Source organism: Massilia sp. Masssp94, assembly GCF_059491305.1.
Genome location: NZ_CP168501.1, coordinates 5,526,948 through 5,551,494 on the forward strand (window position 1 = coordinate 5,526,948; position 24,547 = coordinate 5,551,494).

Consider the following 24,547-nt stretch of genomic DNA (forward strand, 5'->3'; position numbering starts at 1 on the left):
TATATTTACGACAATATTTCCTTTGCGCGTAGTCAAGATTCGGTGTTAAATCAGCGCTGTCTCGTACGATGAGCTGAGCCGATGCCCACCCGATTTCCGACTGCCACGCGGCGCGCGCTGCTGTTGTCCATGGTTCTCGCGGCCGCCGCGCTGCCGGCCCGCGCGGCTGACTTGCTCGACACCGTCAAGACGCGCGGCACCTTGCGCATCGCGCTGGAAGGCACCTATCCTCCGTTCAATTTCAAGGATCCGAAGACGGGCCAACTGGCCGGCTACGACGTCGACGTCGCGAAGATCGTTTGCGCCAGACTGGGCGTGAAACCGGAATTCGTCACGACGGAGTGGGCCGCCATCCTCGCGGGCCTGGGTGCGGGCAAATACGACATGATCGTCAGCCAGGTCGGCATCACGCCGCGGCGCCAGCAGGCGTTCGATTTCTCCCGGCCTTACACGTATTCGGCGCCGCAACTGATCGTGCGCCGCAACGAGAACACGACGTATCGGAGCCTTGCCGACCTGAAGGGACGCAAGGTCGGCGTGGGGCAGGGCAGCGTGTTCGAGCAGCAGGTGCGCGCCGTGTCCGGCATCGAGGTCAAGAGTTACCCGGCCGCGCCGGAAAACCTGCAGGACCTCGCGTTCGGCCGCATCGACGCGGCCCTCAACGACAGCCTGATGGTGGCCTACCTGCTCAAGAATTCGCAATTGCCCATCCGCGCCGGCGCGCGCGTGGGCGACGTCGAGCGCATGGGCATCGCGCTCCGCAAGGGCAATCCGGCATTCCATGCGGCCGTCGACAAGGCCCTCGATGACGCGCGCGCCGACGGCAGCCTGAAGCAGGCGTCGCTCAAGTGGTTCGGCGTCGACGCGACCCGCGCTCCGTGACCGAACTGTTCGACCTGTTGCGCGAGGCCGCGCCCGTTCGTGACGAAGGAACTGATCTCGGTGACGTTCCGGCCGTTGCCGCTGTACGTGGCGGCGGCCGTCGTGTACTGGCTGCTGAGTTTATTTTTCGAAGCCGTGCAGCGGCGCGCGGAGCGTAATTTCAACCGCGCGCACAAGTAGAAACGGCGCCGCGGCGCCGTTTGTTCGTTACATGTTCGGATAGTTCGGCCCGCCGCCGCCTTCCGGCGTGACCCACACGATGTTCTGCGTCGGGTCCTTGATGTCGCAGGTCTTGCAGTGTACGCAGTTCTGCGCGTTGATCTGCAGGCGATCCTTGCCTTCGTCCGTCTTCACGAATTCGTACACGCCGGCCGGGCAGTATCTCTGTTCCGGACCCGCGAACCTGGCCAGGTTGATCTCGACCGGCACGTTCGGGTTCTTCAGCGTGAGGTGCACGGGCTGGTCTTCCGCGTGGTTCGTGTTCGAGATGAACACGGACGACAGGCGGTCGAAGGTCAGCTTGCCGTCTGGCTTCGGATACGCGATGGGCTTGAAGTCGGACGCCGGGCGCAGGCATTCGTGGTCCGCATGGTTGTGATGCAGCGTCCACGGCGCCTTGCCCTTGAACAGGATCTGGTCGATGCCGGTCATGATCGTACCGACGACGAGGCCCTTGCTCATCCACGGCTTGAAGTTGCGCGCGACGTGCAGTTCCTCGTGCAGCCACGATTGTTCGAACGCGACCGGATAGCTCAGCAGCTCGTCGTGCTGGCGGCCCGCGCCCAGTGCGGCGTAGGCGGCGTCGGCCGCGAGCATGCCCGTCTTGATGGCGGCGTGGCTACCCTTGATGCGGCTCGTGTTGAGGAAGCCCGCGTCGCAGCCGATCAGCGCGCCGCCCGGGAACACCGTCTTCGGCAGCGACTGCAGGCCGCCCGCCGTGATCGCGCGCGCGCCATACGAGATGCGCTTGCCGCCTTCGAAGAAATGGCGGATCGCCGGGTGCGTTTTATAGCGCTGGAATTCCTCGTACGGCGACAGGTACGGGTTCTGGTACGACAGGCCGACGATGAAGCCGACGGCGACCTGGTTGTTTTCCAGGTGGTACAGGAACGAGCCGCCATACGTGTCGTTGTCCAGCGGCCAGCCGGCCGTGTGGACCACGAGGCCCGGCTGGTGCTTGGCAGGATCGATTTCCCACAGCTCCTTGATGCCGATGCCGTAGGTTTGCGGATCCTTGCCCTTGTTCAGGTCGTACTTCGCCATCAGCTGCTTGCCGAGGTGGCCGCGCGAGCCCTCGGCGAACAGCGTGTATTTCGCGTGCAGTTCCATCCCCAGCTGGAACGCGTCGGTCGGCTGGCCGTGGCGGTTGACGCCCATGTTGCCCGTCGCGACGCCCTGCACCGAGCCGTCGTCGTTGTACAGGATTTCGGCGGCCGGGAAACCCGGGAAGATCTCGACGCCCAGCGCTTCCGCCTGCTGGCCCAGCCAGCGCACGACGTTGGCCAGCGAGATCACGTAGTTGCCGTGATTCGTCAACATCTTCGGCATCATGAACGACGGCGTCTGGTAAGCCTTCGTCTCGGAGAGGAACAGCATGCGGTCTTCCGTCACGGGCGTGTTCAGCGGTGCGCCCAATTCCTTCCAGTTCGGGAACAGTTCGTCCAGTGCGCGCGGATCCATCACGGCGCCCGACAGGATGTGCGCGCCCAGCTCGCCGCCTTTTTCCAGCACGCAGACCGACACGTCCTGGCCCTTTTCCGCCGCCAATTGCTTCAGGCGGATCGCGGCCGACAGGCCTGCGGGGCCGCCGCCGACGATGACCACGTCGTATTCCATTGCTTCGCGCGGGCCGTATTCTTCGAGGAGGGAGTTGGTCTGAGTCATGTCTTATGGGAGTTATAAAAATTTAAGCACGAGTGTGCACTTTTTTGCGCTCGTTGGCAACGCCGAGCGCCATTGTAGGGCAACTATTAGACGCGGCAATCTAATCAGTGCGAAATAGGTGAAGTGTGTAATCATTATGACTTCGCAACAGACAAAGTTCGGAGACAGGGGGCGTAACGTGGGGATTGAAGTCAATTTCGAAGGAAAGATCGCGATGGTCACGGGTGCATCCAGCGGGTTGGGTGCGCGGTTCGCCAAGGCGCTGGCCGGTGCCGGGGCCCAGGTCGTGCTCGCATCGCGCCGCATCGAACGCCTGAAGGAATTGCGAGCCGAGATCGAAGCGGACGGCGGTGCGGCGCACGTCGTGGCGCTGGACGTGACGGACCTCGCCAGCATCAAGGCCGCGATCGCCCACGCCGAGACGGAAGCGGGTCCGATCGACATCCTCGTCAACAACTCGGGCGTGTCGACGACGCAGCGCCTGCTCGACGTGAGCGAGGAAGACTACGGCTACGTCATGGACACGAATCTGCGTGGCGCGTTCTTCATGGCCCAGCAGACCGCGAAGCGGATGATCCAGCGCGCGAAGGGCGATCCGAAGAAGCAGCATCGCATCGTCAACATCGCGTCCGTCGCGGGCCTGCGCGTGCTGCCGCAGATCGGCGTGTACTGCATGAGCAAGGCCGGCGTCGTGCAGATGACGAAGGCGATGGCCGTCGAGTGGGGCCGCTACGGCATCAACGTGAACGCCATCTGCCCGGGCTATATCGCCACCGAGATGAACGAGGATTACTTCGACACGGAGCAGGGCAGGAAGCTGATCGAGATGCTGCCGCGCCGCCGCACGGGCAAGCCGGAAGACCTCGACGGCCTGCTGTTGCTGCTCGCCGCGGAGGAAGCCCATTTCATCAACGGCGCCATCATCACGGCCGACGACGGCATGACGGCGCAATGACGGCGTCTCGCCCGCGGCTCCTCTTGATCCACGGCCTGCTGGGTTCGCTGGATTACTTCGAGCCACGGCGCTACCTGCCTGGCGTCGACCTCTTCACGCCCGACCTGATCGGCTACGGCCAGCGCCGCGGCGAAGACGCCCACATCACCCTGGCCGACCAGGCCGCCATGCTGGCCCGCTTCCTGCACGACGAGATCGGCGGTCCCGCCTGGGTGCTGGGCCACAGCGTGGGTGGCATCGCCGCGATGCTGCTGGCCGACCTCGTGCCGGAACTCGTGCGCGGCGTCATCAATGTCGAGGGCAATTTCACGTTGAAGGACGCGTTCTGGACGGGCCGCATCGCCGCCTTGCCCGACGCCGAGTGGGCCGCGGAATACGGCGCGATGGAAGCGGCGCCGGCCGCGTGGCTGGAAAAGAGCGGCATCGAGGCGAGCGACGAGCGCGTCGCGTGGGCGCAGGACATCCTTGCGAACCAGCCGTACACGGCCGTGCAACAGATGGCGCAATCGGTGCTCGACACGACCGGCGCACCGGACTACCTGGGCTGTGTCGGCCGCGTGCTGGCGCGCGCGACGCCGCTGTACCTCGTCGGCGGTGAACAGTCCAGCGCGGGATGGGACGTGCCCGACTGGGTATTGTCGCAGGCGCGCCGCGTCTGCGTGCAGCCGAAGACGGGGCACATGATGATGCTCGAAGATCCGGGGAATTTTTGCCGGATCGTGGAGTCCATCCTCTACGACGAGGGCTGCCTTTCCGGCACCTGAGGCCGTATCATGCCGGCTTTTGGCAACGACGTAGAGCAACGATGAGCAACAAGAAACAGGTTCACACCATGCGCCAGGCGATCCGCTGGGGCGACATGGATGCATTCGGCCACGTGAACAACACGGTGTATTTCCGGTACATGGAGAGCGGGCGCATCGCCTTCCTCGAACAGGCGGCGGGCGACCTCGAGATCAAGGGCGAAGGCCCGGTGATCGTCACGGCCTACTGCAACTTCATCAGGCAGCTGAAGTATCCGGGCGAGATCGAGATCCGCACGTTCGCCGGTCCGGCGGGCCGGTCCAGTTTCGAGGTGACCCACGAGATCCGCATGGTCGATGCGGACGGCAATGCCGACGTCGTGGCCGCGGAGGGCGGCGGCAAGGTCGTCTGGATCGATTTCGCGGCAGAGAAGTCGGTGCCGTTGCCGGCGCGGGTGCGGGAGCTGCTGCCGGAGGGGTGATTGATGCCGGGGGCATCAATCACGAGTCAGCGCGACATCCCGACCAGCTTGTGCACGAGTTCCGACGACGTCGACGCCGAGAACTTGCGCATGAGCTTGGCACGGTGCATCTCCACCGTGCGCGGCGACAAGTCCGTCTCGCGCGCGATCACCTTGCTCGTCTTGCCTTCGACGAGCAGCGCCGCGATCTCGCGTTCGCGCGGGGTCAGCTCGGCCGTCACGGGGCGCTTCTCGCTGACGTCTTCGAACGTCCAGACGCCGGCGCCCAGCGGCTCGGCCGGGTCGAGCGCGCGGCCCGTCACGTGGCACCAGAACAATTCCCCATTTCCTCGCCGCATGATGCGCTCGTCCGAGTAGCGGCCCTTCGCGTTCATGATCGGAATGATGCGGTCGCCCGTGCGCAGGAACTCGTCCATGGTCGGGTAGAGTACCGAGAACGACTGGCCGTCGAGCTGTGTCCGCTGGTAGCCGAACATGGCCGCCAGGGCGTGGTTGCACGACTGGATCACGCGGTTCACCGAAATGCACATGCCGACGGGCGCGTGCTGGAAAATCATCTCGTAATCGATGGCGTATGATGCGTTCATTTGATGGTAGTCGCCGCAGGAGGGCCTTGCCGGTATTTCTACGGTATTGTGCTTAGCAGGGCGCTATTTTATTCTGCAATTCTACTCTGCTGTACAGAACCTCATTATTAAAGGGACGGGTATGAACAAAGTGTATCCTGATGCGCGCTCGGCGCTCGAAGGGGTGGTTGCGGACGGCCAGACGATCGCCGTGGGCGGTTTCGGCCTGTGTGGTATTCCCGAGGCGCTCATCGCCGCGCTGCGCGATTCCGGCGTCAAGGGCCTGACGGCCATCTCGAACAACGCCGGCGTCGACGACTTCGGCCTGGGCCAGCTGCTCACCACGCGCCAGATCAGGAAGATGATCTCGTCCTACGTGGGCGAAAACAAGGAATTCGCGCGCCAGTACCTGGCCGGCGAACTGGAACTGGAATTCACGCCGCAGGGCACGCTGGCCGAGAAGCTGCGCGCCGGCGGCGCCGGCATCCCCGCCTTCTTCACCAAGACCGGCTACGGCACCATCGTCGCGGAAGGCAAGGAAACCCGCGAATTCGACGGCGAGATGTACGTGATGGAACGCTCGCTCGTTCCGGATGTCTCGCTCGTGAAAGCCTGGAAGGCCGACCGCGCCGGCAACCTCGTGTTCCGCAAGACGGCACGCAACTTCAATCCGAACGTGGCCACCGCAGGCAAGGTCTGCATCGTGGAAGTCGAGCAGCTGGTCGAGATCGGCGAGATCGATCCGGACCAGGTGCATACCCCGAGCATCTTCGTGCACCGCATCGTTCACAACCCGACACCGGAAAAGCGCATCGAACAGCGCACCGTGCGTCAAGCATAAGACCAGGGGAGACAGACATGGCATGGACTCGTGATGAAATGGCCGCGCGCGCGGCCAAGGAACTGCAGGACGGTTTTTACGTGAACCTGGGCATCGGCCTGCCCACGCTGGTGGCCAACTACGTCCCGAACGATATCGAAGTGTTCCTGCAGTCGGAAAACGGCTTGCTGGGCATCGGCCCGTTCCCGACCGACGCCGAAGTGGACGCCGACCTGATCAACGCCGGCAAGCAGACCGTCACCGCGCTGCCGGGCGCCGCCTATTTCAGCTCGGCCGATTCGTTCGGCATGATCCGCGGCGGCAAGATCAACCTGGCGATCCTCGGCGCAATGCAGGTATCGGAAAAGGGCGACCTCGCCAACTGGATGATCCCGGGCAAGATGGTCAAGGGCATGGGCGGCGCGATGGACCTCGTGGCCGGCGTCAAGCGTGTCGTCGTCGTGATGGAACATGTGGCGACGGCCAAGGATGGCTCGACGAGCCACAAGATCCTCAAGAAGTGCGATCTGCCGCTGACGGGTGTCGGCGTCGTCGACCGCATCATCACCGACCTGGGCGTCATCGACGTCACCGACACCGGCCTGAAGCTCGTCGAGCTGGCGCCGGGCGTCACCAAGGATGAAGTCGTGGCCGCGACGTCGGCCGAGCTGGACGTCTCCAGCGTGTGATGTCCTTCCGGGCGGCACTGGGGTGCCGCCCGTCATCTCCGTCCTTCAGCGCAGCTCCCACACGTACTGGACCGGTTGCCAGGAAGACACTGGCTGGCCGTTGCGTAGTGCCGGTGCGAACCGGCAGCGGTGCAGGGCGTCGCGGGCCGCCTCGTCCATGCTGGCGTAGCCGCTGGAGCGCAGGATGGTCGAGTCCGTGACGAAGCCGGACGCGTTCACGCGGAAGCTCACCGTGACCGTACCCTCGTGGCCCGCCGCGATGTCGGCCTGCGGGTATTGCGGTTTCTTGCAGCTGGAGAAATCCGCAACCGCGGACCGCGTCAGGCCGGCCGTCGCGGTGGCAATCGGGCCATCCCGGGTCGACAGCGCGTGGGCGCTCGCCGCGCACGCCAGGGCGAGGCCGAGCACGGGAATCGCGGCGCGCCAGTCCAGCGCCTGCGGATCCGGACGGACCAGGCGGCGGATGCGCGCCATCAGGTCGCCGCCGGCCGCGGCCTGGGCCAGGTGGTGCCCCGAAAACTGCAGGCGCTCCAGTTCCGACAGTGCCCGGGCCAGGCGGCGCGGTTCGCCCAGCCGGCGCGCGGCGAAATCGTCGGCGATCTGCTCGCGCTCGTTGCGGATGCGGCGCGAGATCCACCACACGGCCGGGTGATAGAACAGCAGGGCCTCGATCACGTTCTGCACGAGATTGACGAGGTAGTCGTGGCGCCGGACATGGCCCAGCTCATGCGCCAGCAGCGCTTCCAGCAATTGCGGCGGCATGCCCGTCACGAGGGCGGCCGGCACGAGCACGACGGGCCGCCAGAAGCCGGCCGTGACCGGACTCGCCAGTCTGTCGACGATGCGCAGGCGCACGGTGCGGTCGATGCCGCAGCGGGCGGCCAGTTGGGCCAGCCTCGATTGCCACACGCGTTCCGCGGCGCTGCCAGCCTGTGCCGGCGTGGCGCGTCCACCCGTGGCGCGTCGCACCCATACCAGCCCCATCGCCATGCGCAGCCCGAGCGCCGCCGCGCAGGCCGCCCATGCGCCGACGACCCAGTCGAGATGCCGCTGCAGCTGGCCGAGCAGGCCGGCCGCGTCGCGCAGCACCGCCGCCGATGCCGGCGCCAGCGGCAGGGCGTGCGCGGCCTGCGCGTCGTGCCCGGCCTGCAGCATCATGACGAAGTCGGCGGCCGGCCACGCGAAGCACAGCAGCAGCGCGCCGCATGCGACGGCATAACGGCGTTCCGGCCGGGCGTTGCGCAGCGCCACGAGCAGCACTGCCGTCGTGCAGCCGATCAGCGCGCCTTGCCACACGAAGTGCAGCAACGCCCATCCGAGGCTGGGCACGAACGACTGCGACAGCGTGGACGGGAATCTGGTCACCACGTCAGGCAGGTGCGACGGCAGTGGCGCGAGCGGACTCGTCGGCAGCAATACCGATAACAGCCCGGTGACGAGCCCGGCGCTCATTGTTCGTCTCCGTCTTTCAGCAGTTGTTCGATCTCATCGCGCTCCTTTTTCGAGATGCCGCTCTTGAGTGCGGCCAGCACCAGCGCCTTGGCCGACCCGGCGAAGGCGCGCTGCATCAGGTCCTTCAGCAAATTCGTCTGCAGCGATTCCTGCGCGTGGGCCGGTGCGTACACGTGAGACCGTTCGCTCTCGTCGCGGATCAGCAAACCTTTACCGTGCATGATCTGCATCAGGCGGAGCACGGTCGCGTACGTCACCTCCGGACGTTCCTTGACGATGTCTTCGTGAACCCGGCGCGCCGTGGCCGCGCCCAGCGGCCAGAGTACCTGCAGCAGGTCGAGTTCGGCGGGCGTCGGCTTGGGCGGGGCGGGGGATTTGGCCATGGCGGTGTCTCGGAACGTCGTCGATAAATCTAGACTAACTCGTCTAGATCAAGTTGTCTACAAGTTTATTTTCCATGCGCTGGCTTGTTTCCGCAGACCGTCCGGCACTAACATAGAAATCACTGTCTACATAAAAAAGGGAGTGTCCATGCTGAAAACCCGTCTGCGCGCGAGCGCCCTCGTCCTGCTGCTGGCTTCGAGTGGCGCCGGCGCGTCGTCCGTCCCCGATTATCCGTTCGTGCACGTCACCGGGAGTTCGTTCCAGGCCGTCGTACCCGACCTCGCCAGCCTCGATTTCGAGATCGTCGCGCCCGATGCCGACCCGGCCGCGGCGCGCGCCGTCGTCGAGGCGCGCGTGGGCGAGGTGCGCGACCTGGCGCGGCAGTTCGGCATCGAGGCCGACGATGTCGTCGTGCGCGAGGTGCGGCAAGGCATCCGCAAGGAGGAAAAGGCCGCGAACGGCGGGCCGCTGTACGAGCTGCGCTGCGACGTCCACATCAACGTCCGCAACGTCGCCAACTGGGCCGCGCTGGCCGGCGGCCTGCTCGGCAAACCGAACCTCGACGGCTTCGCGTCCGCTTTTGACCGCACCGACATGGACACCATCCACGACGAACTCGTGACCCAGGCCATCCAGGACGCGCGCCGCCAGGCCGAGGTGATGGCGGCCGCGGGCGGACGGCGCGTCGGCGGCCTCATGGGCGCGACGCCGGAAGCGCTGAAGAACCTCAGCACGGCGATGGGCCTGGAACGGGGCGACTTCCGGCGCGACGGCGGTGCGGACCGGGCGCGCGCCCAGGACGTCGATCGCGAGCAATTGCTGGCCGTGCCGGCGCTGAAGCTGCGCCAACCCGTCGATGTCATCTTCCGCCTGGAAAACCTGCCACGCCGCACACACTGACCGCATGAATGCTTGAGGCAGCACAGGCGCCGGACGGGAGCCTTGCGCCGCCGCGACGGTCAAACCCGGCATGACCGCCGACACCGCCGCCGACCGTGCCGCCCGCCGCCGCTTCGCGGCCGAGCTGTGGGGCGTGATGCGCGCCAACCGCGGGCGGGTGGCGGTGTCCATCGTCCTGCTGCTGGCCGCGAAAGTGGCGACGGTGGCCGTGCCGCTGCTGCTCAAGCGCATCATCGACGCGTTTTCGCAGGCGACGCTGCCGGCGCTGCTGCCCTGGTATCTGCTGGTGGGCTATGCGCTGCTGCGCTTCGCGAGCACGCTGTTCAACGAATGGCGCGACCTGCTGTTCGCGCGCGTGACGCTGAGCACGGTCTCGGCGTATGCGGGCAAGACGTTCGCGCACCTGCATGCGCTCGGGCCGCGCTTCCATGCCCGGCGCCAGGTCGGCAGCCTGTTGCCGGACATCGACCGCGGCACCAGCGGCATCGCCTACCTGCTGGGCGTCGGGCTGTTCACGATCGTGCCGACGCTCGTCGAGATCGGCCTCGTGCTCGCCATCATGCTGCGCCGCTATCCGGCGGGCTACGCCGCCATCATCGTCGCGACCTTCCTCCTGTACGCGGGCTTCACGCTCGTGTTCACGGCGCGGCGCGTCGTCTACCAGCGGCGCGTGAACAAGCTCGATTCACGCGCCAAGGGCCAGCTGGCGGACAGCGTGCTGAACTACGATACCGTGAAGTACTTCACGAACGAGGGCCACGAGGCGGCGAAGTTCGCGGCCACGATGGACCGGTGGCGCGACGCGGGTGTCAAGAACCAGCGCGCGCTGTTCCTGCTGCACGTGGGGCAGAGCGGCGTGATTGCGCTGGGCGTCGCCGCCATCATGCTGCTGGCCGGGCAGGACGTCCTGGCGGGCCGGATGCGCGTGGGCGACCTCGTGCTGATCAATGCGTACGCGCTGCAGGTCTGCCTGCCGTTGAACGCCCTCGGCTTCGTGTACCGCGAATCGCGCGACGCATGGGTCAACGCGGAGCGCCTGTTCGCCCTGCTGGGCGAGCAGCCGGAGATGCCGGACCTGCCGGGGCAGCCCGCGCTCGTGCCCGGCGCGGGCGAGGTGGTGTTCGAGCACGTGGGCTTCGACTACGAGCCGGGCCGCACCGCGCTCGACGACGTCAGCCTGCGCATCCCGCCCGGCACCACGCTGGCCGTCGTCGGACGCAGCGGTTCGGGCAAGTCGACGCTGGCGCGGCTGCTGTTGCGTTTCTACGACCCCGACCGGGGACGCATCCTCATCGACGGGCAGGATATCCGCCGCTGCAGCCCCGCCAGCGTGCGCCGCGCGATCGGCGTCGTGCCGCAGGATGCCGCGCTCTTCAACGACACGGTGGCCAGCAACATCGGCTACGCGCGCGCTGGCGCGGGGCGCGAGGAGATCGTGGCGGCGGCGCGGGCGGCGCAACTGCACGAGACGATCGCCGCGCTGCCGGACGGCTACGACAGTCCGGTCGGCGAGCGGGGCGTGAATTTTTCCGGCGGGGAGCGCCAGCGCATCGGCATCGCGCGCGCGATCCTCAAGCAGCCCGTGATCCTCGTGTTCGACGAGGCGACGTCGGCGCTCGATGCCGTGTCCGAACATGCGATCGTGAAGGAGCTGGAGCGCCTGTCGGCGCAGCGCACGACGCTCGTCATCGCGCACCGGCTGTCGACCATCGTGCATGCGCACGCGATCATCGTCATGGACCAGGGCCGCGTCGTGGAGCAGGGCACGCACGAGGAACTGTTGCGGAGGAACGGCGTGTATGCGCGGTTGTGGCTGTTGCAAAAAAAAACGCCGGGCGAACCCGGCGTCTGAACGAGGAATCGTTCCCTGTCCTGGCTTAGGCGGCTTCGCGGACCGGGTGCAGGTCGCCGGTCGCGTCGTCCGGGCTCGGATTCTTCAGCTCGGCGGTCAGGCGCTCTTTGTCCAGCTCGCCTTCCCATTTCGACACGACGACCGTGGCGACACCGTTGCCGATGATGTTGGTCAGCGCGCGGCATTCGCTCATGAATTTGTCGATGCCGAGGATCAGGGTCATGCCGGCCACCGGAATGGTCGGGACGACGGCCAGCGTGGCGGCCAGCGTGATGAAGCCGGCGCCGGTGATGCCCGAGGCACCTTTCGAGGTCAGCATCGCCACGCCCAGGATCGTCAGTTCCTGCGTCAGGGTCAGTTCCGTGTTCGTGGCCTGGGCGACGAACAGGGCGGCCATCGTCATGTAGATGTTGGTGCCGTCCAGGTTGAACGAGTAGCCGGTCGGCACGACGAGGCCCACGACCGATTTCGGGCAACCCATTTTTTCCAGCTTGCGCATCAGGGCCGGCAGGGCGCTTTCCGACGAGCTCGTACCGAGGACGATAAGCAGCTCTTCCTTGATGTAGGCGAGGAAGCGGAAGATCGAGAAGCCGGTCAGGCGGGCGATGGTGCCGAGGACGATGGCGACGAACAGGAAGCAGGTCAGGTAGAACGAACCGACGAGCGAGGCCAGCGGGATCAGCGACTTGACGCCGTATTTGCCGATGGTGAAGGCCATGGCGCCGAATGCACCGATCGGGGCGACTTTCATGATGATGTTCACGACGCCGAAGATGGCGTGCGACATGTCGTCGATGAAGCGGGTCAGCGGACGGCCTCGTTCACCCAGCATCGACAGCGCGAAGCCGAACAGGATCGCGATCAGCAGGACTTGCAGGATTTCCCCTTTGGCGAACGCATCCACGAACGTGTTCGGGATGATGTTCATGAGGAAGTCGGTCGTGGTCAGCGCCTTGGTCTTCTCGGTGTACTGGGCGATCGAGTGCGTGTCCAGTGTGGCCGGGTTGACGTTGAAGCCGGCGCCCGGCTTGATCACGTTGGCGACGAGCAGGCCGATGGCCAGTGCGAACGTCGACACGATCTCGAAGTAGAGCAGCGCCTTGCCGCCGACGCGGCCGACCTTTTTCATGTCCTGCATGCCGGCGATACCGGCGACGACGGTACAGAAAATCACCGGGGCGATGATCATCTTGATCAGTTTGACGAAGCCGTCTCCCAAAGGCTTCATCGCGGTTGCGATGCCCGGATCGTAGATACCCAGCAGGACGCCCACGATAATCGCAAACAATACCTGGACATAAAGGACTTTATAGAATGGTTTTTTCATGGCTAGGCTTCATGCGCTATTAGTAACACCGTCATCATCACGCAAAATATCTGCATCGGCTATTGTGGAAAACCGCAACGCCGCAGCGGATATCAGGAATGCCGATCGGTGAATGACGCTCATTGAATCCCTGGCTGATTCCGGTACACCATTCCGCCCTTCATCACGAATCCCACCTTGCGCAGCGCAGCAATATCCGCCGTCGGATCGCCGTCGACCGCGACGACGTCCGCCAGCATGCCGTTGCGGATCGCGCCCAGGTCCTTGCGGTCGAGGATGCCGGCGGCGACGACCGTCGCGGCGCGCAACGCTTCCGTCGGGCTCATGCCCAGGCGGACCATCCACTCCAGTTCGCGCTCGTTCGTGCCGTGCGCAAACACGCCGACGTCGCTGCCGTTGCCGATGGTCACGCCCAGCTTGCGGGCGAGGCGGAAGGCGCGCTCGGCCTGCTGCATCGCGGGCGTGGGCGCGCCGCCGCGGACGTGGCGCTGGAAGTATTCGCCGATCGCTTCCGGCGCCGTCAACGTGGGCACGTACGCCACCTTGCGTTCCAGCATCAGCCTGAACGTCGCTTCACTGGCGCCGTAGCCGTGTTCGATCGTGTCGACGCCGGCCAGCACGGCCAGGCGGATCGCGTCGTCGCTGCTCGCGTGCGCCGCCACCTTGCGGCCACCGGCGTGCGCGGCCGCGACGATCGCCTTCATTTCCTCGAGCGTGAACGTGGGGCGCGTGCCGCCGTCCGGACCCGTGCGGTAGTCGGCATAGAACTTGATCCAGTCGGCGCCGTGGGCGGCCTGCTCGCGCACGGCCTTCGTCGCCTCGTCCGCGCCCGTCGCCTGCTGGGCGCCGTACGGGATGTCCATGTCCGGCCGATAGCTGCGCTCGGCCGGGCCGTAGCTCGCCGTGGCGACGATGGCGCGCGTGGCGACGAGCAGGCGCGGGCCGGGGATCTGTCCTTCCTCGATGGCGCGCCTGATGCCGACGTCCGCGTAGCCCGCGCCTTCCGTGCCGAGGTCGCGCAATGTCGTGAAGCCGGCCTGCAGGGTGTCGGCCGCGTGGCGCACGGCCAGCGCGACGCGGTAGGCCGGCGCTTCCTTCAGCACCTGGTCGTCCCACGTCGTTTCGTTGTAGGGGTGGAGCAGGACGTGCGAGTGCAGGTCGATGAGCCCCGGGATCAGGGTCTTGCCGGGCAGCGCGATGCGGTCGACGTCGGCGGGGACGGGCAGGGTCGAGGCCGGGCCCACGCCCTGGATGCGGCCCTGCGCGACGAGCACGCTCCAGCCGGCGTGCGGCGCGCCGTCGCCGGTCCAGACTTTATCCGGCGTGAGCAGCACGGGACGCCGGTCGGCGGCGTGCGCGCCCTGCATCGTGCAGCCCAGCAGGGCCAGCGTCGCCAGGAGTGCTCGCATCATGTGTCCTTTCTCGTCGTGTGAAGCGAAAAGGCGATCATAGCCGAGGCGGGACGATCACGCCCGGCAAGGCGCCAGGCGAGGCGGATGTGCCGTACCAGGCCGAGGACGTCATCGAGATCGTGCCCTACGATGCCGATCACGTGTACGTGCGCGCCCACCTCGATTTCTACAACGGCCACATGTGCGACATCGCCGGCATGGGCCGGTATGAACAGGGTGCGTTCGTCTACCACGATCCGGCGCCGTCGCCGCTGCCGGAAGCGCCGCAGTGCGCGTTGCGGGTGCGCGTGGCGCACGGCCAGCTGACGCTCACCGACCGTGCCACGCCCGACGCCGTCTCGAGCTGCCGGGCGTACTGCGGCGTGCGCGGCAGCCTGGAGTATTCGATTGGCCTGGACAAGCGCCGCCCGGTCCGCTACCTGGACCGGCTGAAGGCGTCGCGTGAATACCGGAAGGCGATCGACGACCTGCACGCGACCGAGCCGCGGACGGCGCCCTGACCGGACAGTATCATTCGAGATCCTGCATCGATTGCGCGATACCGGTCTCGACGTCATGCAGGAACGCCGCGCCCTTGGCCGACAGCGCGATGCCGGGCACGGCCAGTTCGACGAGGCAGGCGAGGGCCTGCCGGAACCATTCCATGTCGGTGCCCATCAGCGGCAGCGCGTGGGCGTCGACGAGGTAGTGCACGGCGCGGGCCAGCAGCGCCGTGTCGCGGCCGGCGTTGGCGACGAGCAGCGCGAAGTCGGCCGCTTCGCGTTCGAAGCGGTCGGCCAGCGTTTCGAGGATGTCGCGCGACACCTGCGGCTGGCCTGACGCGAGCACGACGTGCGCGAGTTCCAGGCAGGCGTCGTGCAGGCCCGGAATCTCCAGGGGTTCGTCGATGGGCATTTATTGCGCGACCCAGCCGCCGTCCATGTTCCACGCGACGCCGCGCACCTGGTTCGCGGCCGGGCTGCAGAAGAACACGGCCAGCGCGCCCAGTTCTTCCGGCGTGACGAATTCGCCCGACGGCTGTTTTTCCAGCAGCAGGTTTTTCTTCGCCTGCTCGTTGCTGATGCCCTCGCGCGCGGCGCGGTCGTCGACCTGTTTCTGCACGAGCGGGGTCAGCACCCAGCCCGGGCAGATCGCGTTGGCGGTGACGCCGGTCGGGGCCGTCTCCAGCGCCGTCGATTTCGTCAGGCCGACGAGACCGTGCTTGGCGGCGACGTACGCCGACTTCTGCGCCGATGCAACGAGGCCGTGGGCCGACGCGAGATTGATGATGCGGCCCCAGTTCTTCTGCTTCATGTAGGGCAGCGCGAGGCGCGTGGTGTGGAAGGCCGAGCTGAGGTTGATGGCGATGATCGCATCCCATTTCTCGACGGGGAAATCCTCGACGTTCGCGACGTACTGGATGCCGGCGTTGTTGACGAGGATGTCGACGCCGCCGAATTTCTCAAGCGCGAAGGTCATCATCGCCTGGATCTGGTCCGGCTTGGACATGTCGGCGTTGTGGTAAGCGGTCTGTACGCCGAATTCCTGGCCGATGTCGGTGTACAGCTTTTCGATCTGCTGCGCGTCGCCGAAGCCGTTGAAGACGATGTTGGCGCCTTGCTCGGCCAGCGCGCGGGCGATGCCGAGGCCGATGCCCGAGGTCGAGCCGGTGACGAGTGCAGTCTTGCCGCTTAACATGGTGGATTTCATTCGTTCCTCTTTCTCGTGGACAGTTTCTATGAGAGCCGGGTGGTCCCGGGCCAGACTTGGTAGAATTCTAATCGCTCCACCGGGTAAAATGTTGGCGGCCGCCTGGTCGTTGATGTTTCCGGCGGATGCATGGTGATCGTCGGAACTTTTGAAAATGAGCGAACCGAAGCTGAAATCCGTGCTGTGCAGTTCGCCCGTCGGCCTGCACCGCATGGCATACAAGGAGTGGGGCGACCCCGCCAACACGAACGTGCTCGTCTGCGTGCATGGCGTGACGCGCGTGGCGGACGATTTCGACGCGCTGGCGCGGGCCATGAGCGACCGCTACCGCGTCGTCTGCCCGGACGTCGTCGGCCGCGGCCGGTCCGGCCGGCTGCGCGACCCGGCGCATTACGTCATTCCGCAATACGTGGCCGACATGGTGACCCTGATCGCCCGCGTCACGGCCGGGGATGAAGGCGTCGAGTGGTTCGGCACGTCGATGGGCGGCCTGATCGGCATTGCCCTCGCGTCGCTGCCGGGCAGCCCGGTCCGCCGCATGGTGCTGAACGACATCGGGCCCGTGCTGGACCCGGTGGCGCTGGCGCGCATCGGCGACTACATCGGCCAGGCCATCCGCTTCGCGACCTTCGCGGAAGGGGCCGCGTACGTGCGGACGGTGTCGACGCCGTTCGGGCCGCACAGCGACGCCCAGTGGGACAAGCTGGCGCGCGACGTGCTCGTGCAGCAGCCGGACGGGCAATGGGCGCTGCACTACGACCTCGGGCTCGCGCAGCCGTTCAAGGCCATGACGCCGCAGAAGGTGGCGCAGGACGAGGCGCAGCTGTGGGCCGCGTACGACGCGATCCGCTGCCCCACGCTGCTCGTGCGGGGCGAGCACTCCGACCTGCTGGCGCGCGCGACGGCGGAAGAGATGACGCGGCGCGGACCGAAACCGCGCCTGGCGGAGATCGCGGGCGTGGGCCATGCGCCCACGTTCCTGCAGCCGGAGCAGATCGCGATCGCACGGGAATTTTTGACCGGCTGAGCAAGCCGGAGGTGTTCGGCTCCACGGCCGGGCGAAACGGCCGCAAGGCCTGGTTTTATTACTAGAGAAAAGCATGGAAATCAAACGACTGCACGTAGGCAAACGACTGTCCGAAGTCGCCATCCACAATGGCACGGTGTACCTGGCCGGCCAGGTCGCCAGCGACACGACGCAGGACATCCTCGGCCAGACGCGCGAAGTGCTGGGTCACATCGACCGCCTGCTGGCGGAAGCCGGCAGCGACAAGAGCCGCATCATCTCGACCCAGATCTACATCACCGACATGGCCAACTTCCCGGCCATGAACACCGTGTGGGAAGCGTGGGTCGTGCCGGGCCAGACGCCGCCGCGCGCCACCGTCGAAGCCAAGCTGGCCGATCCGGCCGGCCTGGTCGAAATCGTCGTCGTGGCCGCCCAGGCGTAAGCACACGCGATGGTATCGATTGTCGCGCTCGGCGACGCCACCTCCCAGCTGGTCCATGGCCTCGGCCCCGACGACTGCGCGCGCGTAAAGGGCGCGCTCGACTTCGCGGCCGAGCGCTATGTCGAACGCACGGCCGGCACCGGCCAGAGCGCGTTCGAGTTCTCGCTGGGCGTGGCCGGCACGCTGGCGTTGTTGCGCAGCGATGCCGAGACCCGCATCGCCGGCCTGCTGTTCGAGCTGGCGATCGTGGACCCGGGCGTGGCCGAGGCGCTCGAGGAGCGCTTCGGCAAGGAAGTGGCGGACATGGTGCGCGGCGTGCACCAGCTGATCCGCCTGCGCGACCTGACGGCGGCCCAGGCCCCCGTCGGGCGCGGCAAGAATGCGGCCCAGGAGGCCATGGCGCAGGTCGAAACCCTGCGCAAGATGCTGCTGGCGATGGCCAGCGACATGCGCGTCGTGCTGATCCGCCTCGCCTCGTGCGTGACCACGCTGCGCTACTTCGCGGAGCACAAGCGCTTCGACGACGTCACGCGCAACTACGGCCGCGAGGTGCTCGACCTGTACGCACCGCTCGCCAACCGGCTCGGCATCTTCCAGCTGAAGTGGGAACTGGAAGACCTGTCGTTCCGGATGATGGAGCCGGACACCTATAAACGCATCGCCAAGATGCTCGAAGAGAAGCGCATGCTGCGCGAGAGCTTCGTGGCGTCGTCGATCGAGCGCCTGCAGAAGGAACTCGCGGCCGCCGGCATCGAGGCCGAAGTGTTCGGCCGCCCGAAGCACATCTACAGCATCTGGAAGAAGATGCGCGGCAAGGAGCTCGATTTCTCCGAGCTGTACGACGTGCGCGCGTTCCGCGTGATCGTCGGCGACATCAAGACCTGCTACACGGTGCTGGGCGTCGTCCACAACATCTGGACGCCGATCCCGAAGGAATTCGACGACTACATCTCGCGCCCGAAGGCGAACGGCTACCAGTCGCTGCACACGGTCGTCACCGCGGAGGACGGGCGCCCGCTGGAAGTGCAGATCCGCACGCAGGAGATGCACAACTTCGCCGAGTACGGCGTCGCGGCGCACTGGCGCTACAAGGAAGAAGGCGGCTCGAATTTCAAGAGCCAGGAATACGACGAGAAGATCGCGTGGCTGCGCCAGCTGCTGGCGTGGAAGACGGAAGTCGCGAGCGCCGTCACGGGACAGGAAGAGCTGCAGCGCGAGTGGGTCGAGAAGCTGAAATCGACGACCCTCGACGACCGCATCTTCGTGCTGACGCCGCAGGCGCGCGTGCTCGAGCTGCCGGTGGGCGCGACGCCGATCGACTTCGCCTACCACCTGCACAGCGAGGTGGGCAACCGCTGCCGCGGCGCCAAGATCGACAACGTGATGGTGCCGCTGAATACGCCGCTGAAAAACGGCCAGACGTGCGAGATCATCACCGCGAAGGGGCCGGCCGGCAGCCAGGGGCCGTCGCGCGACTGGCTCAGCCCCGGCTACACGGTCAGCAGCCGCACGCGCTCGAAGATCCGCGCCTGGTTCCACGCGCTGGAACTGGCGGAGACGCTGGCCCACGGCCGCGCGCTCGTCGAAAAGTCGCTGCAGCGCGAAGGCAAGACCGCGGTCAACCTGGATACGCTGGCGCACAAGCTGGGCTTCGCCAAGGTCGACGATTTGTTCATCGCGGTGGGCAAGGAGAAATTCAGCCTGCGCCACGTGGAAGCCGCACTGCACGACGCGGCGCCGGCGGCCCCGATGCCGGACGAAGCCGTCGTCAACAAGAGCCGCGCGTCGAGCGTGGAGCAGGGCGCCAAGTCGGGCGTGCTGGTCGTCGGCACGGAAGGCCTCATGACGCAGCTGGCGCGCTGCTGCAAGCCGGCGCCGCCGGACCCGATCATGGGCTTCGTCACGCGCGGCAAGGGCGTGTCGATCCACCGCGCGAGCTGCAAGAACTTCGCCGAGATGGCCGCGCGCAATCCGGAACGCGTGCTCGAGACGGAATGGGGCACGACGGGCCTGGAGACCGTGTTCCCGGTCGATATCTTCATCCTCGCGGCCGACCGCCAGGGCCTGCTCCGCGACATCTCGGAAGTGCTCGCGATCTCGAAGATCAACGTGATCGGCGTGAACACGCAGAGCAGCAAGGGGACCGCGAAGATGGTGTTCACGGCGGAGATCAGCTCGACCGGGCAGCTGCAGAAGGCGCTTGCGGCGATCGCCGAGGTGAAGGGTGTCCAGGAAGCCCGGAGGACATAGGTGCCCATCACCTCCCTCCTGTACGTCAAGCCGCGCCTCTGGGGCCACCTGGCCGCGCGCTACGTCGCCAGCTGGTGGTCGATGCTGCACCTGGGCGCCGTGGCGCTCGTGATGGCGCTGACGCCGTCCACTTACCACCGCGCCAACCGCCTCGCCACGTCGCGCTACATCTACGCGAGCACCTGGCAGGTGCTGCCCTGGTTCACCGTGCTGACGGCGCTCGTCAGCCTCGTCATCATCCGCATCGTGCTCGTCACGGCGCAGAGCTACGGCCTGTCGCGCTATGCGCTGGAAATGGTCGTGCGCGTGCTCGTGCTGGAACTGCTGCCGCTGTCGGCCGCGATGTTCGCCGCGCTGCGGGCCGGCATGGCCTTCGATGCCGGTGCCATGGGCCTCGCGCGCAGCGGCGTGCCCGCCGGCGAAGCGACGGCCGAGACGTTGCGTCGCCTGCGCCGCGACCTCGTGCCGCAGGTGATCGCCAACGCGTTTTCCGTGCTGAGCCTCGCGATGGTCAGCAGCGTCATCGTGCTCGTGCTGGCGTACCTGAACGTGTACGGCCTGTCGCCATGGGGCCTGCCGGACTACACGCGCACGGTGGGCCGCGTGTTCGACCCGACGGTGACGCTCGGCTTCGTGTTCAAGACGGTGCTGTTCGGGCTCGCGGTGGCGGTGATCCCGAGCGCCGCCATCCTGGAACTGCTGCGCCGTCCGCGCCGCTTGCACACGAACGTGCAGCCGGGCGCGCTGCGGCTGCTGTTCGTGCTGCTGCTGATCGAGGCCAGTTCGCTGGCCGTCAAATACATCTAACGACATTCAAACGATGAGCGACAAAGACACCCCTCCCGACGAACCGAAACACGTGGAAGCGAAGGCGCTGTTCCTGCTCGTGCTGATCGGCGCGCTGATCGTGGCGTTCTTCCTGTACGTGATGTATGCCCGCGGCGTGTTCGAGAAGACGCAGGAACTGGTGCTCGTCGCCGACGATTCCTCGGGCGTCATCCCGGGCATGGACATGACGTTCGCCGGCTTCCCCATCGGGCGCGTGCGCCAGGTGGAGCTGGGCAAGGACGGCAAGGTCAACATCCTCGTCGACATCGCGCAGAACGATGCGAAATGGCTGCGCACGACGAGCGTGTTCACGCTCGAGAGCAGCGTCGTCGGCGAGACGCGGCTGCGCGCGTACAGCGGCGTGCTGACGGATCCGCCGCTGCCGGACCACGCCCAGCGGCCCGTGCTGCGGGGCGACGCGGCGGCCGAGATCCCGCGCCTGATGGCGACGGCGCGTACCTTGCTGGAAAACCTCGAGACGATGACGCGCGCCGATTCCCACATCGGCAACACGCTGGCCAACGTCGATGCGCTGTCCGGCCGCCTGTCCGGCCGCTACGGCGTGCTGGGCACGGCGCTGGGCGGCGACGCGGAGGCGGAAAAGCTGCTGCAGACCCTGCACCGCGTGGACGCGCTGCTCGCGAAGACCGACCAGCGCGTGTTCGGCAAGAAGGGCGTGATGGACGATGCGCAAGGTGCGATCCGCGAATTGAACGGCCTGCTGGCCGACGCGCGCGGGACACTCCAAAAGGCCGACGGCGTGCTGGCCGAGGCGCAGGCCGTCGCGAAGAACGCGCACACGGCCACCGACGACCTGGGCCGGCTGCGCGGCGAGGTCGATGCGAGCCTGCGCAAGGTGAACCGCCTCGTCGACGAGATCAACCGCAAATGGCCGTTCAAGCAGGACACGGAGATCAAGCTGCCATGATGACCAAGCCTCTTATCGCTGCCGCGCTCGTCGTCCTGTCCGGCTGCGCCAGCAAGCCGCAGCCGCCCGCCTGGGAAGGCGATGCGAAGAGTTCCCTGGACGGTTACACGGACGATTTCCTGCGCGGGGACTCTGGCGCCGCCGACGCCGAGTTCGCGCGCGCCCGCCGCGCGAGCGCCAGCACGGGGCGGTTCGACATCGTCGCCCAGGCGGAACTGGTACGCTGCGGCGTGAAGGCGGCGGCGCTCGACTACGAGTGCCCCGGCTTCGCGGCGGTCGCGCACGATGCGACGCCGGCCCAGCGCGCGTATGCCGCCTACCTGGACGGCCGGTGGCAGGGACTGGAAACGAACCTGCTGCCGGAGCAGCACCGCGCCGTCGTCGCGAGCGGCTCGCTGGCCGGCGTCGCCGATCCGCTGGCGCGGCTCGTCGCGGCCGGGGCGCTGCTGAAGGCGGGGCGCATCACGCCCGCGGACATCGGCGCCGCGGTCGACACGGCATCGAGCCAGGGCTGGCGCCGGCCGCTGCTGGCGTGGCTGGGCGTGCAGGAACAGCGTGCCCGCGCGGCAGGCGACACGGCCGCGGCGGAAGGCATCCGCCGCCGCATCGAACTGGCCCAGTAGGCTGGGCACCCCTGTGCCCACGCGTGACGCCAGCATACGGCAAGCATTGGCGTGGGCACGGGACGCCTACCCTACGCGCTGGTCCCCGGCGCCGCTTCCAGGTGCGGGCGAGCGGGCCGCAGCGCCGGCGGCAACTGGTTGTGGATGCGCACGGCCGCGCGCGCCGCCTGGCCCGCCGCCACGGCGATCTGGTTCAGGCCCACGACGACGTCGCCGATCGCGTACAGGCCGGGCACGGTCGTTTGCTGGTGGTCGTCGACGACGATCTCGTCGCACTGCGCCGTGCGCGCGCCCAGCTTCGCGGCGAGGCCCGATCTGGCATTCTCGCCCAGCATCGGGTAGAACACGTCGGCCTCGTGGTCCTGTCCATCTTCCGTGTGCAGCACCGGTTTCATCGATGCGTCCAGCGTGACGGACAGCAGCGGCGAATCGACGATGCGCACGCCGGCCGCGTCGAGGCGGCGCCGGTCGTCAGCGCCCAGCATCGACGGGGAGCCCCGTTCGAACAGGGTGACGTCCGCGCTGAACGTGCGCATGAACAGCGCGTGGCCGACCGGGTTCACGTCGGACGTCGCGACGGCGATGCGCTTGTCGATCACGTCGAAGCCGTCGCACACGGGGCACAGGCGCACGGACCCGAACGCGACGGCCTCGCGCCAGTTCTCGATCGGGAGGCCCGCGTCCGCGACGCCCGTCGCCAGCAGCACCGTGTGGGCGCGGATCTGCACGATGTCATCGATGCCTTCGGGCTGGTAGTCGCCGACGAACAGGCCGTCCTCGATGCGCAGGTCGACGATCTCGCCCGGCATCACGCTGCCGCCGTAGCGCTGCAGCTGCGACGCGAGGTTGCCCAGCAGGATGTGGCCGGGCACGCCTTCGGGAAAGCCGGGATAGTTGTGCGAGACGGGAATCAGGCGCAGGCGGCTGTTGCCCTTGTCGACGAGGGCGACGTTGCGCGTGAAGCGGCGCAGGTAGATGGCGGCGGTGAGGCCGCCCGGGCCGCCGCCCACGATCAGCGTGTCGTAGACGTGTGCGGTGGCGAGTTCGGTGGAGGTAGGCATGTGCCGATTATCCGCAGCGGGACTGCGGCTGGGCTATCGGCGCGTGACCCGAGGCCGGGTCGGAACCCGCTTACAGGGTGTCGGAGCAGTCGCGCAGTTCGGGCTGCAAGGTGACGTGGTCGATGCCGTGCTTGTCGAGCAGCATGATCTTGACCGCGCGCAGCACGTCGGGCCAGGCGTTCAGGTCGTCGATTTCCAGGTGGCCGATCAGCGCGGGTTCTCCTGGCGACATGTCCCACACGTGCAGGTCGTGCACGGAGCGCACGCCCGGAATGCCCGCCAGGTCGGCGCCGATTTTCAGGTAGTCGATCTGGTGCGGCACGCCTTCCATCAGGAAGTGATAGGACTCGCGCAGCACGCTCACGGTCGACTTGAGGATCAGCAGCGACACGAAGATCGACAGGATCGGGTCGATGCGCACCCAGCCGGTGAAATGGATGACGGCGCCCGCGGCGATGGCGGCGATGGAGCCGAGCAGGTCCCCCAGCACATTGACGAGGGCCGCGCGCGTGTTGATGCTCTGCTCGTCGCGCGACAGCACCCACGCGACGGCGATATTGATGCAGGCGCCGATCGCGGCGACGATCAGCACGGTCTTGCCGCCTACGTGCTCCGGATGCGCGAGGCGCTGGACGGCTTCGTAGACGATCCAGCCGACGAGCAGCAGCATCGCGAGGCTGTTCACGAAGGCGGCGAGCGCCTCCGCGCGCACGAAGCCGAACGAATGGCGCGCGGACGGCGGCCGCCGCGCGATCAGCTGGGCCAGCAGGGCGAGGCCAAGGGCGGCGGCGTCGGTGACCATGTGGCCGGCGTCCGAGATCAGTGCGAGCGAATTCGACAGGAAGCCGCTGACGACCTCCACCAGCGCATACAGCAGGGTCAGCCCGAGCGCGATGGCCATCGCCCATTGGCTGCGGCCTTCGATCGTGTGGGCGTGGCGGGCGTCGCCGTCGAGGTGGGCGTGGAGGTGGGCGGAGGAGCCGGCTTGGTCGGACATGAAAGTGAGGGAATCGGAAAACAGGCGGCAGTATACCCGGCGTCCTTGCAGAATAGTGTCCGATCCCCTTATAATAGCGGCATACGGGCGGTTAGTTCAGCTGGTTAGAATACTTGGTCGACATCCAAGGGGTCGCAGATTCGAATTCTGCACCGCCCACCAGAACACCAAAGACAAGCGCGGGGAACTTCGGTTTTCCGCTCTTGTCGTCAGTAAGAGCGAGAAAGGCATAATCGGTTATGACACCGCGAACTACAACGACGTTGTGGGGGAATCGCTAGACGCGGTAGGGTGTCATATTGTCTTTCGCAGCAACTCGACGACACTGAAAGAAACGCGCCTGGTGCGCGTTTTTTTTCGTCCAAAATTTCT

At 66.7% G+C, this 24,547-nt stretch carries 26 protein-coding genes and 1 tRNA gene; 17 read left to right on the top strand and 10 right to left on the bottom strand.

Annotated elements, in window-relative coordinates; genetic code table 11:
• The first annotated feature begins 81 nt into the window (after positions 1-81).
• Positions 82-882, top strand: a complete 801-nt coding sequence (locus ACEN9G_RS24575) for a transporter substrate-binding domain-containing protein (protein WP_413340320.1) — start codon at positions 82-84, stop codon at positions 880-882.
• Between the two features lie 39 nt (positions 883-921).
• A complete protein-coding gene (locus ACEN9G_RS24580) occupies positions 922-1,062 on the top strand; it encodes an ABC transporter permease family protein (protein WP_413340318.1) in 141 nt (46 codons plus the stop codon).
• A 27-nt stretch (positions 1,063-1,089) separates the two neighbouring features.
• On the opposite strand, the gene ACEN9G_RS24585 is transcribed toward ACEN9G_RS24580, so the two are convergent.
• Positions 1,090-2,766: an electron transfer flavoprotein-ubiquinone oxidoreductase gene (locus tag ACEN9G_RS24585; protein WP_413340316.1), complete on the bottom strand. Its 1,677-nt coding sequence runs from the start codon at positions 2,764-2,766 to the stop codon at positions 1,090-1,092.
• A gap of 214 nt (positions 2,767-2,980) precedes the next feature.
• On the opposite strand from ACEN9G_RS24585, the gene ACEN9G_RS24590 reads away from it, so the two are divergent.
• From ACEN9G_RS24590 to ACEN9G_RS24600, 3 genes are read left to right on the top strand one after another with little or no spacing between them, the layout of a single operon-like run.
• Positions 2,981-3,721, top strand: coding sequence for an SDR family oxidoreductase (locus ACEN9G_RS24590; protein WP_495605462.1), 741 nt, complete (start codon positions 2,981-2,983; stop codon positions 3,719-3,721).
• Positions 3,718-4,485 carry an alpha/beta fold hydrolase gene (locus ACEN9G_RS24595; protein ID WP_413340312.1) on the top strand — a complete coding sequence of 256 codons (768 nt, stop codon included), beginning with the start codon at positions 3,718-3,720 and terminating at the stop codon, positions 4,483-4,485. Before ACEN9G_RS24590 ends, ACEN9G_RS24595 begins: the two co-directional genes overlap by 4 nt.
• 41 nt (positions 4,486-4,526) lie before the next feature.
• On the top strand, positions 4,527-4,946 hold the full coding sequence (locus tag ACEN9G_RS24600; protein ID WP_413340311.1) for an acyl-CoA thioesterase: 420 nt from the start codon (positions 4,527-4,529) through the stop codon (positions 4,944-4,946).
• A 26-nt stretch (positions 4,947-4,972) separates the two neighbouring features.
• On the opposite strand, the gene ACEN9G_RS24605 is transcribed toward ACEN9G_RS24600, so the two are convergent.
• Positions 4,973-5,533, bottom strand: coding sequence for a PAS and helix-turn-helix domain-containing protein (locus tag ACEN9G_RS24605; RefSeq protein ID WP_036228456.1), 561 nt, complete (start codon positions 5,531-5,533; stop codon positions 4,973-4,975).
• A gap of 121 nt (positions 5,534-5,654) precedes the next feature.
• Here ACEN9G_RS24605 and ACEN9G_RS24610 point away from each other — a divergent pair, with 121 nt between their 5' ends.
• Complete coding sequence (locus tag ACEN9G_RS24610) at positions 5,655-6,353, top strand: CoA transferase subunit A (protein ID WP_413340309.1); 699 nt, start codon at positions 5,655-5,657, stop codon at positions 6,351-6,353.
• A gap of 17 nt (positions 6,354-6,370) precedes the next feature.
• On the top strand, positions 6,371-7,021 hold the full coding sequence (locus ACEN9G_RS24615) for a 3-oxoacid CoA-transferase subunit B (RefSeq protein ID WP_413340307.1): 651 nt from the start codon (positions 6,371-6,373) through the stop codon (positions 7,019-7,021).
• Between the two features lie 45 nt (positions 7,022-7,066).
• Here ACEN9G_RS24615 and ACEN9G_RS24620 read toward each other — a convergent pair whose 3' ends face one another.
• Together ACEN9G_RS24620 and ACEN9G_RS24625 are read right to left on the bottom strand one after the other, a co-directional pair.
• A complete protein-coding gene (locus tag ACEN9G_RS24620; protein ID WP_483127107.1) occupies positions 7,067-8,473 on the bottom strand; it encodes a M56 family metallopeptidase in 1,407 nt (468 codons plus the stop codon).
• Positions 8,470-8,856: a BlaI/MecI/CopY family transcriptional regulator gene (locus tag ACEN9G_RS24625; protein WP_413345941.1), complete on the bottom strand. Its 387-nt coding sequence runs from the start codon at positions 8,854-8,856 to the stop codon at positions 8,470-8,472. Before ACEN9G_RS24625 ends, ACEN9G_RS24620 begins: the two co-directional genes overlap by 4 nt.
• A 148-nt stretch (positions 8,857-9,004) precedes the next feature.
• Between ACEN9G_RS24625 and ACEN9G_RS24630 the strand changes: the two genes are divergently transcribed.
• Together ACEN9G_RS24630 and ACEN9G_RS24635 are read left to right on the top strand one after the other, a co-directional pair.
• Positions 9,005-9,757: an SIMPL domain-containing protein gene (locus tag ACEN9G_RS24630; protein ID WP_483127108.1), complete on the top strand. Its 753-nt coding sequence runs from the start codon at positions 9,005-9,007 to the stop codon at positions 9,755-9,757.
• A gap of 70 nt (positions 9,758-9,827) precedes the next feature.
• Positions 9,828-11,609, top strand: coding sequence for an ABCB family ABC transporter ATP-binding protein/permease (locus ACEN9G_RS24635; protein WP_413344404.1), 1,782 nt, complete (start codon positions 9,828-9,830; stop codon positions 11,607-11,609).
• 25 nt (positions 11,610-11,634) lie between these two features.
• On the opposite strand, the gene ACEN9G_RS24640 is transcribed toward ACEN9G_RS24635, so the two are convergent.
• Positions 11,635-12,936 (bottom strand): dicarboxylate/amino acid:cation symporter, encoded by a 1,302-nt coding sequence (locus tag ACEN9G_RS24640; protein ID WP_056135387.1) that lies wholly within the window; start codon positions 12,934-12,936, stop codon positions 11,635-11,637.
• A 119-nt stretch (positions 12,937-13,055) separates the two neighbouring features.
• Positions 13,056-14,348, bottom strand: a complete 1,293-nt coding sequence (locus ACEN9G_RS24645) for a metal-dependent hydrolase family protein (RefSeq protein WP_483127109.1) — start codon at positions 14,346-14,348, stop codon at positions 13,056-13,058.
• 17 nt (positions 14,349-14,365) lie between these two features.
• Between ACEN9G_RS24645 and ACEN9G_RS24650 the strand changes: the two genes are divergently transcribed.
• Positions 14,366-14,848: a hypothetical protein gene (locus ACEN9G_RS24650; RefSeq protein WP_483127110.1), complete on the top strand. Its 483-nt coding sequence runs from the start codon at positions 14,366-14,368 to the stop codon at positions 14,846-14,848.
• Between the two features lie 10 nt (positions 14,849-14,858).
• Here the strand turns inward: ACEN9G_RS24650 and ACEN9G_RS24655 are convergent, their stop codons facing one another.
• On the bottom strand, positions 14,859-15,242 hold the full coding sequence (locus ACEN9G_RS24655; RefSeq protein ID WP_413342067.1) for a hypothetical protein: 384 nt from the start codon (positions 15,240-15,242) through the stop codon (positions 14,859-14,861).
• Positions 15,243-16,037, bottom strand: coding sequence for a 3-hydroxybutyrate dehydrogenase (locus ACEN9G_RS24660; RefSeq protein ID WP_056135375.1), 795 nt, complete (start codon positions 16,035-16,037; stop codon positions 15,243-15,245). It lies immediately after the preceding gene.
• 154 nt (positions 16,038-16,191) lie between these two features.
• Here ACEN9G_RS24660 and ACEN9G_RS24665 point away from each other — a divergent pair, with 154 nt between their 5' ends.
• The 6 genes from ACEN9G_RS24665 to ACEN9G_RS24690 all read left to right on the top strand — a co-directional run bounded on the left by ACEN9G_RS24665 (position 16,192) and on the right by ACEN9G_RS24690 (position 22,117).
• Positions 16,192-17,064 (top strand): alpha/beta fold hydrolase, encoded by an 873-nt coding sequence (locus ACEN9G_RS24665; protein WP_413342065.1) that lies wholly within the window; start codon positions 16,192-16,194, stop codon positions 17,062-17,064.
• Between the two features lie 73 nt (positions 17,065-17,137).
• Complete coding sequence (locus ACEN9G_RS24670) at positions 17,138-17,488, top strand: RidA family protein (protein WP_036228482.1); 351 nt, start codon at positions 17,138-17,140, stop codon at positions 17,486-17,488.
• 9 nt (positions 17,489-17,497) lie between these two features.
• A complete protein-coding gene (locus tag ACEN9G_RS24675) occupies positions 17,498-19,738 on the top strand; it encodes a RelA/SpoT family protein (RefSeq protein ID WP_413342063.1) in 2,241 nt (746 codons plus the stop codon).
• 81 nt (positions 19,739-19,819) lie between these two features.
• Positions 19,820-20,545, top strand: coding sequence for an ABC transporter permease (locus ACEN9G_RS24680; protein WP_413342073.1), 726 nt, complete (start codon positions 19,820-19,822; stop codon positions 20,543-20,545).
• A 13-nt stretch (positions 20,546-20,558) separates the two neighbouring features.
• On the top strand, positions 20,559-21,494 hold the full coding sequence (locus tag ACEN9G_RS24685; protein ID WP_413342062.1) for an MlaD family protein: 936 nt from the start codon (positions 20,559-20,561) through the stop codon (positions 21,492-21,494).
• A complete protein-coding gene (locus ACEN9G_RS24690; protein ID WP_483127111.1) occupies positions 21,494-22,117 on the top strand; it encodes a hypothetical protein in 624 nt (207 codons plus the stop codon). The genes ACEN9G_RS24685 and ACEN9G_RS24690 overlap by 1 nt, the downstream gene beginning before the upstream one ends.
• A 71-nt stretch (positions 22,118-22,188) precedes the next feature.
• Here ACEN9G_RS24690 and ACEN9G_RS24695 read toward each other — a convergent pair whose 3' ends face one another.
• Together ACEN9G_RS24695 and ACEN9G_RS24700 are read right to left on the bottom strand one after the other, a co-directional pair.
• The gene (locus ACEN9G_RS24695; protein WP_483127112.1) at positions 22,189-23,178 is read right to left on the bottom strand and encodes an NAD(P)/FAD-dependent oxidoreductase; all 990 of its coding nucleotides are present in this window, start codon (positions 23,176-23,178) and stop codon (positions 22,189-22,191) included.
• A 70-nt stretch (positions 23,179-23,248) separates the two neighbouring features.
• Positions 23,249-24,175, bottom strand: coding sequence for a cation diffusion facilitator family transporter (locus ACEN9G_RS24700; RefSeq protein ID WP_413338898.1), 927 nt, complete (start codon positions 24,173-24,175; stop codon positions 23,249-23,251).
• Positions 24,176-24,260: 85 nt separating this feature from the next.
• On the opposite strand from ACEN9G_RS24700, the gene ACEN9G_RS24705 reads away from it, so the two are divergent.
• Positions 24,261-24,337 (top strand) — tRNA-Val (locus tag ACEN9G_RS24705).
• Positions 24,338-24,547 lie beyond the last annotated feature (210 nt).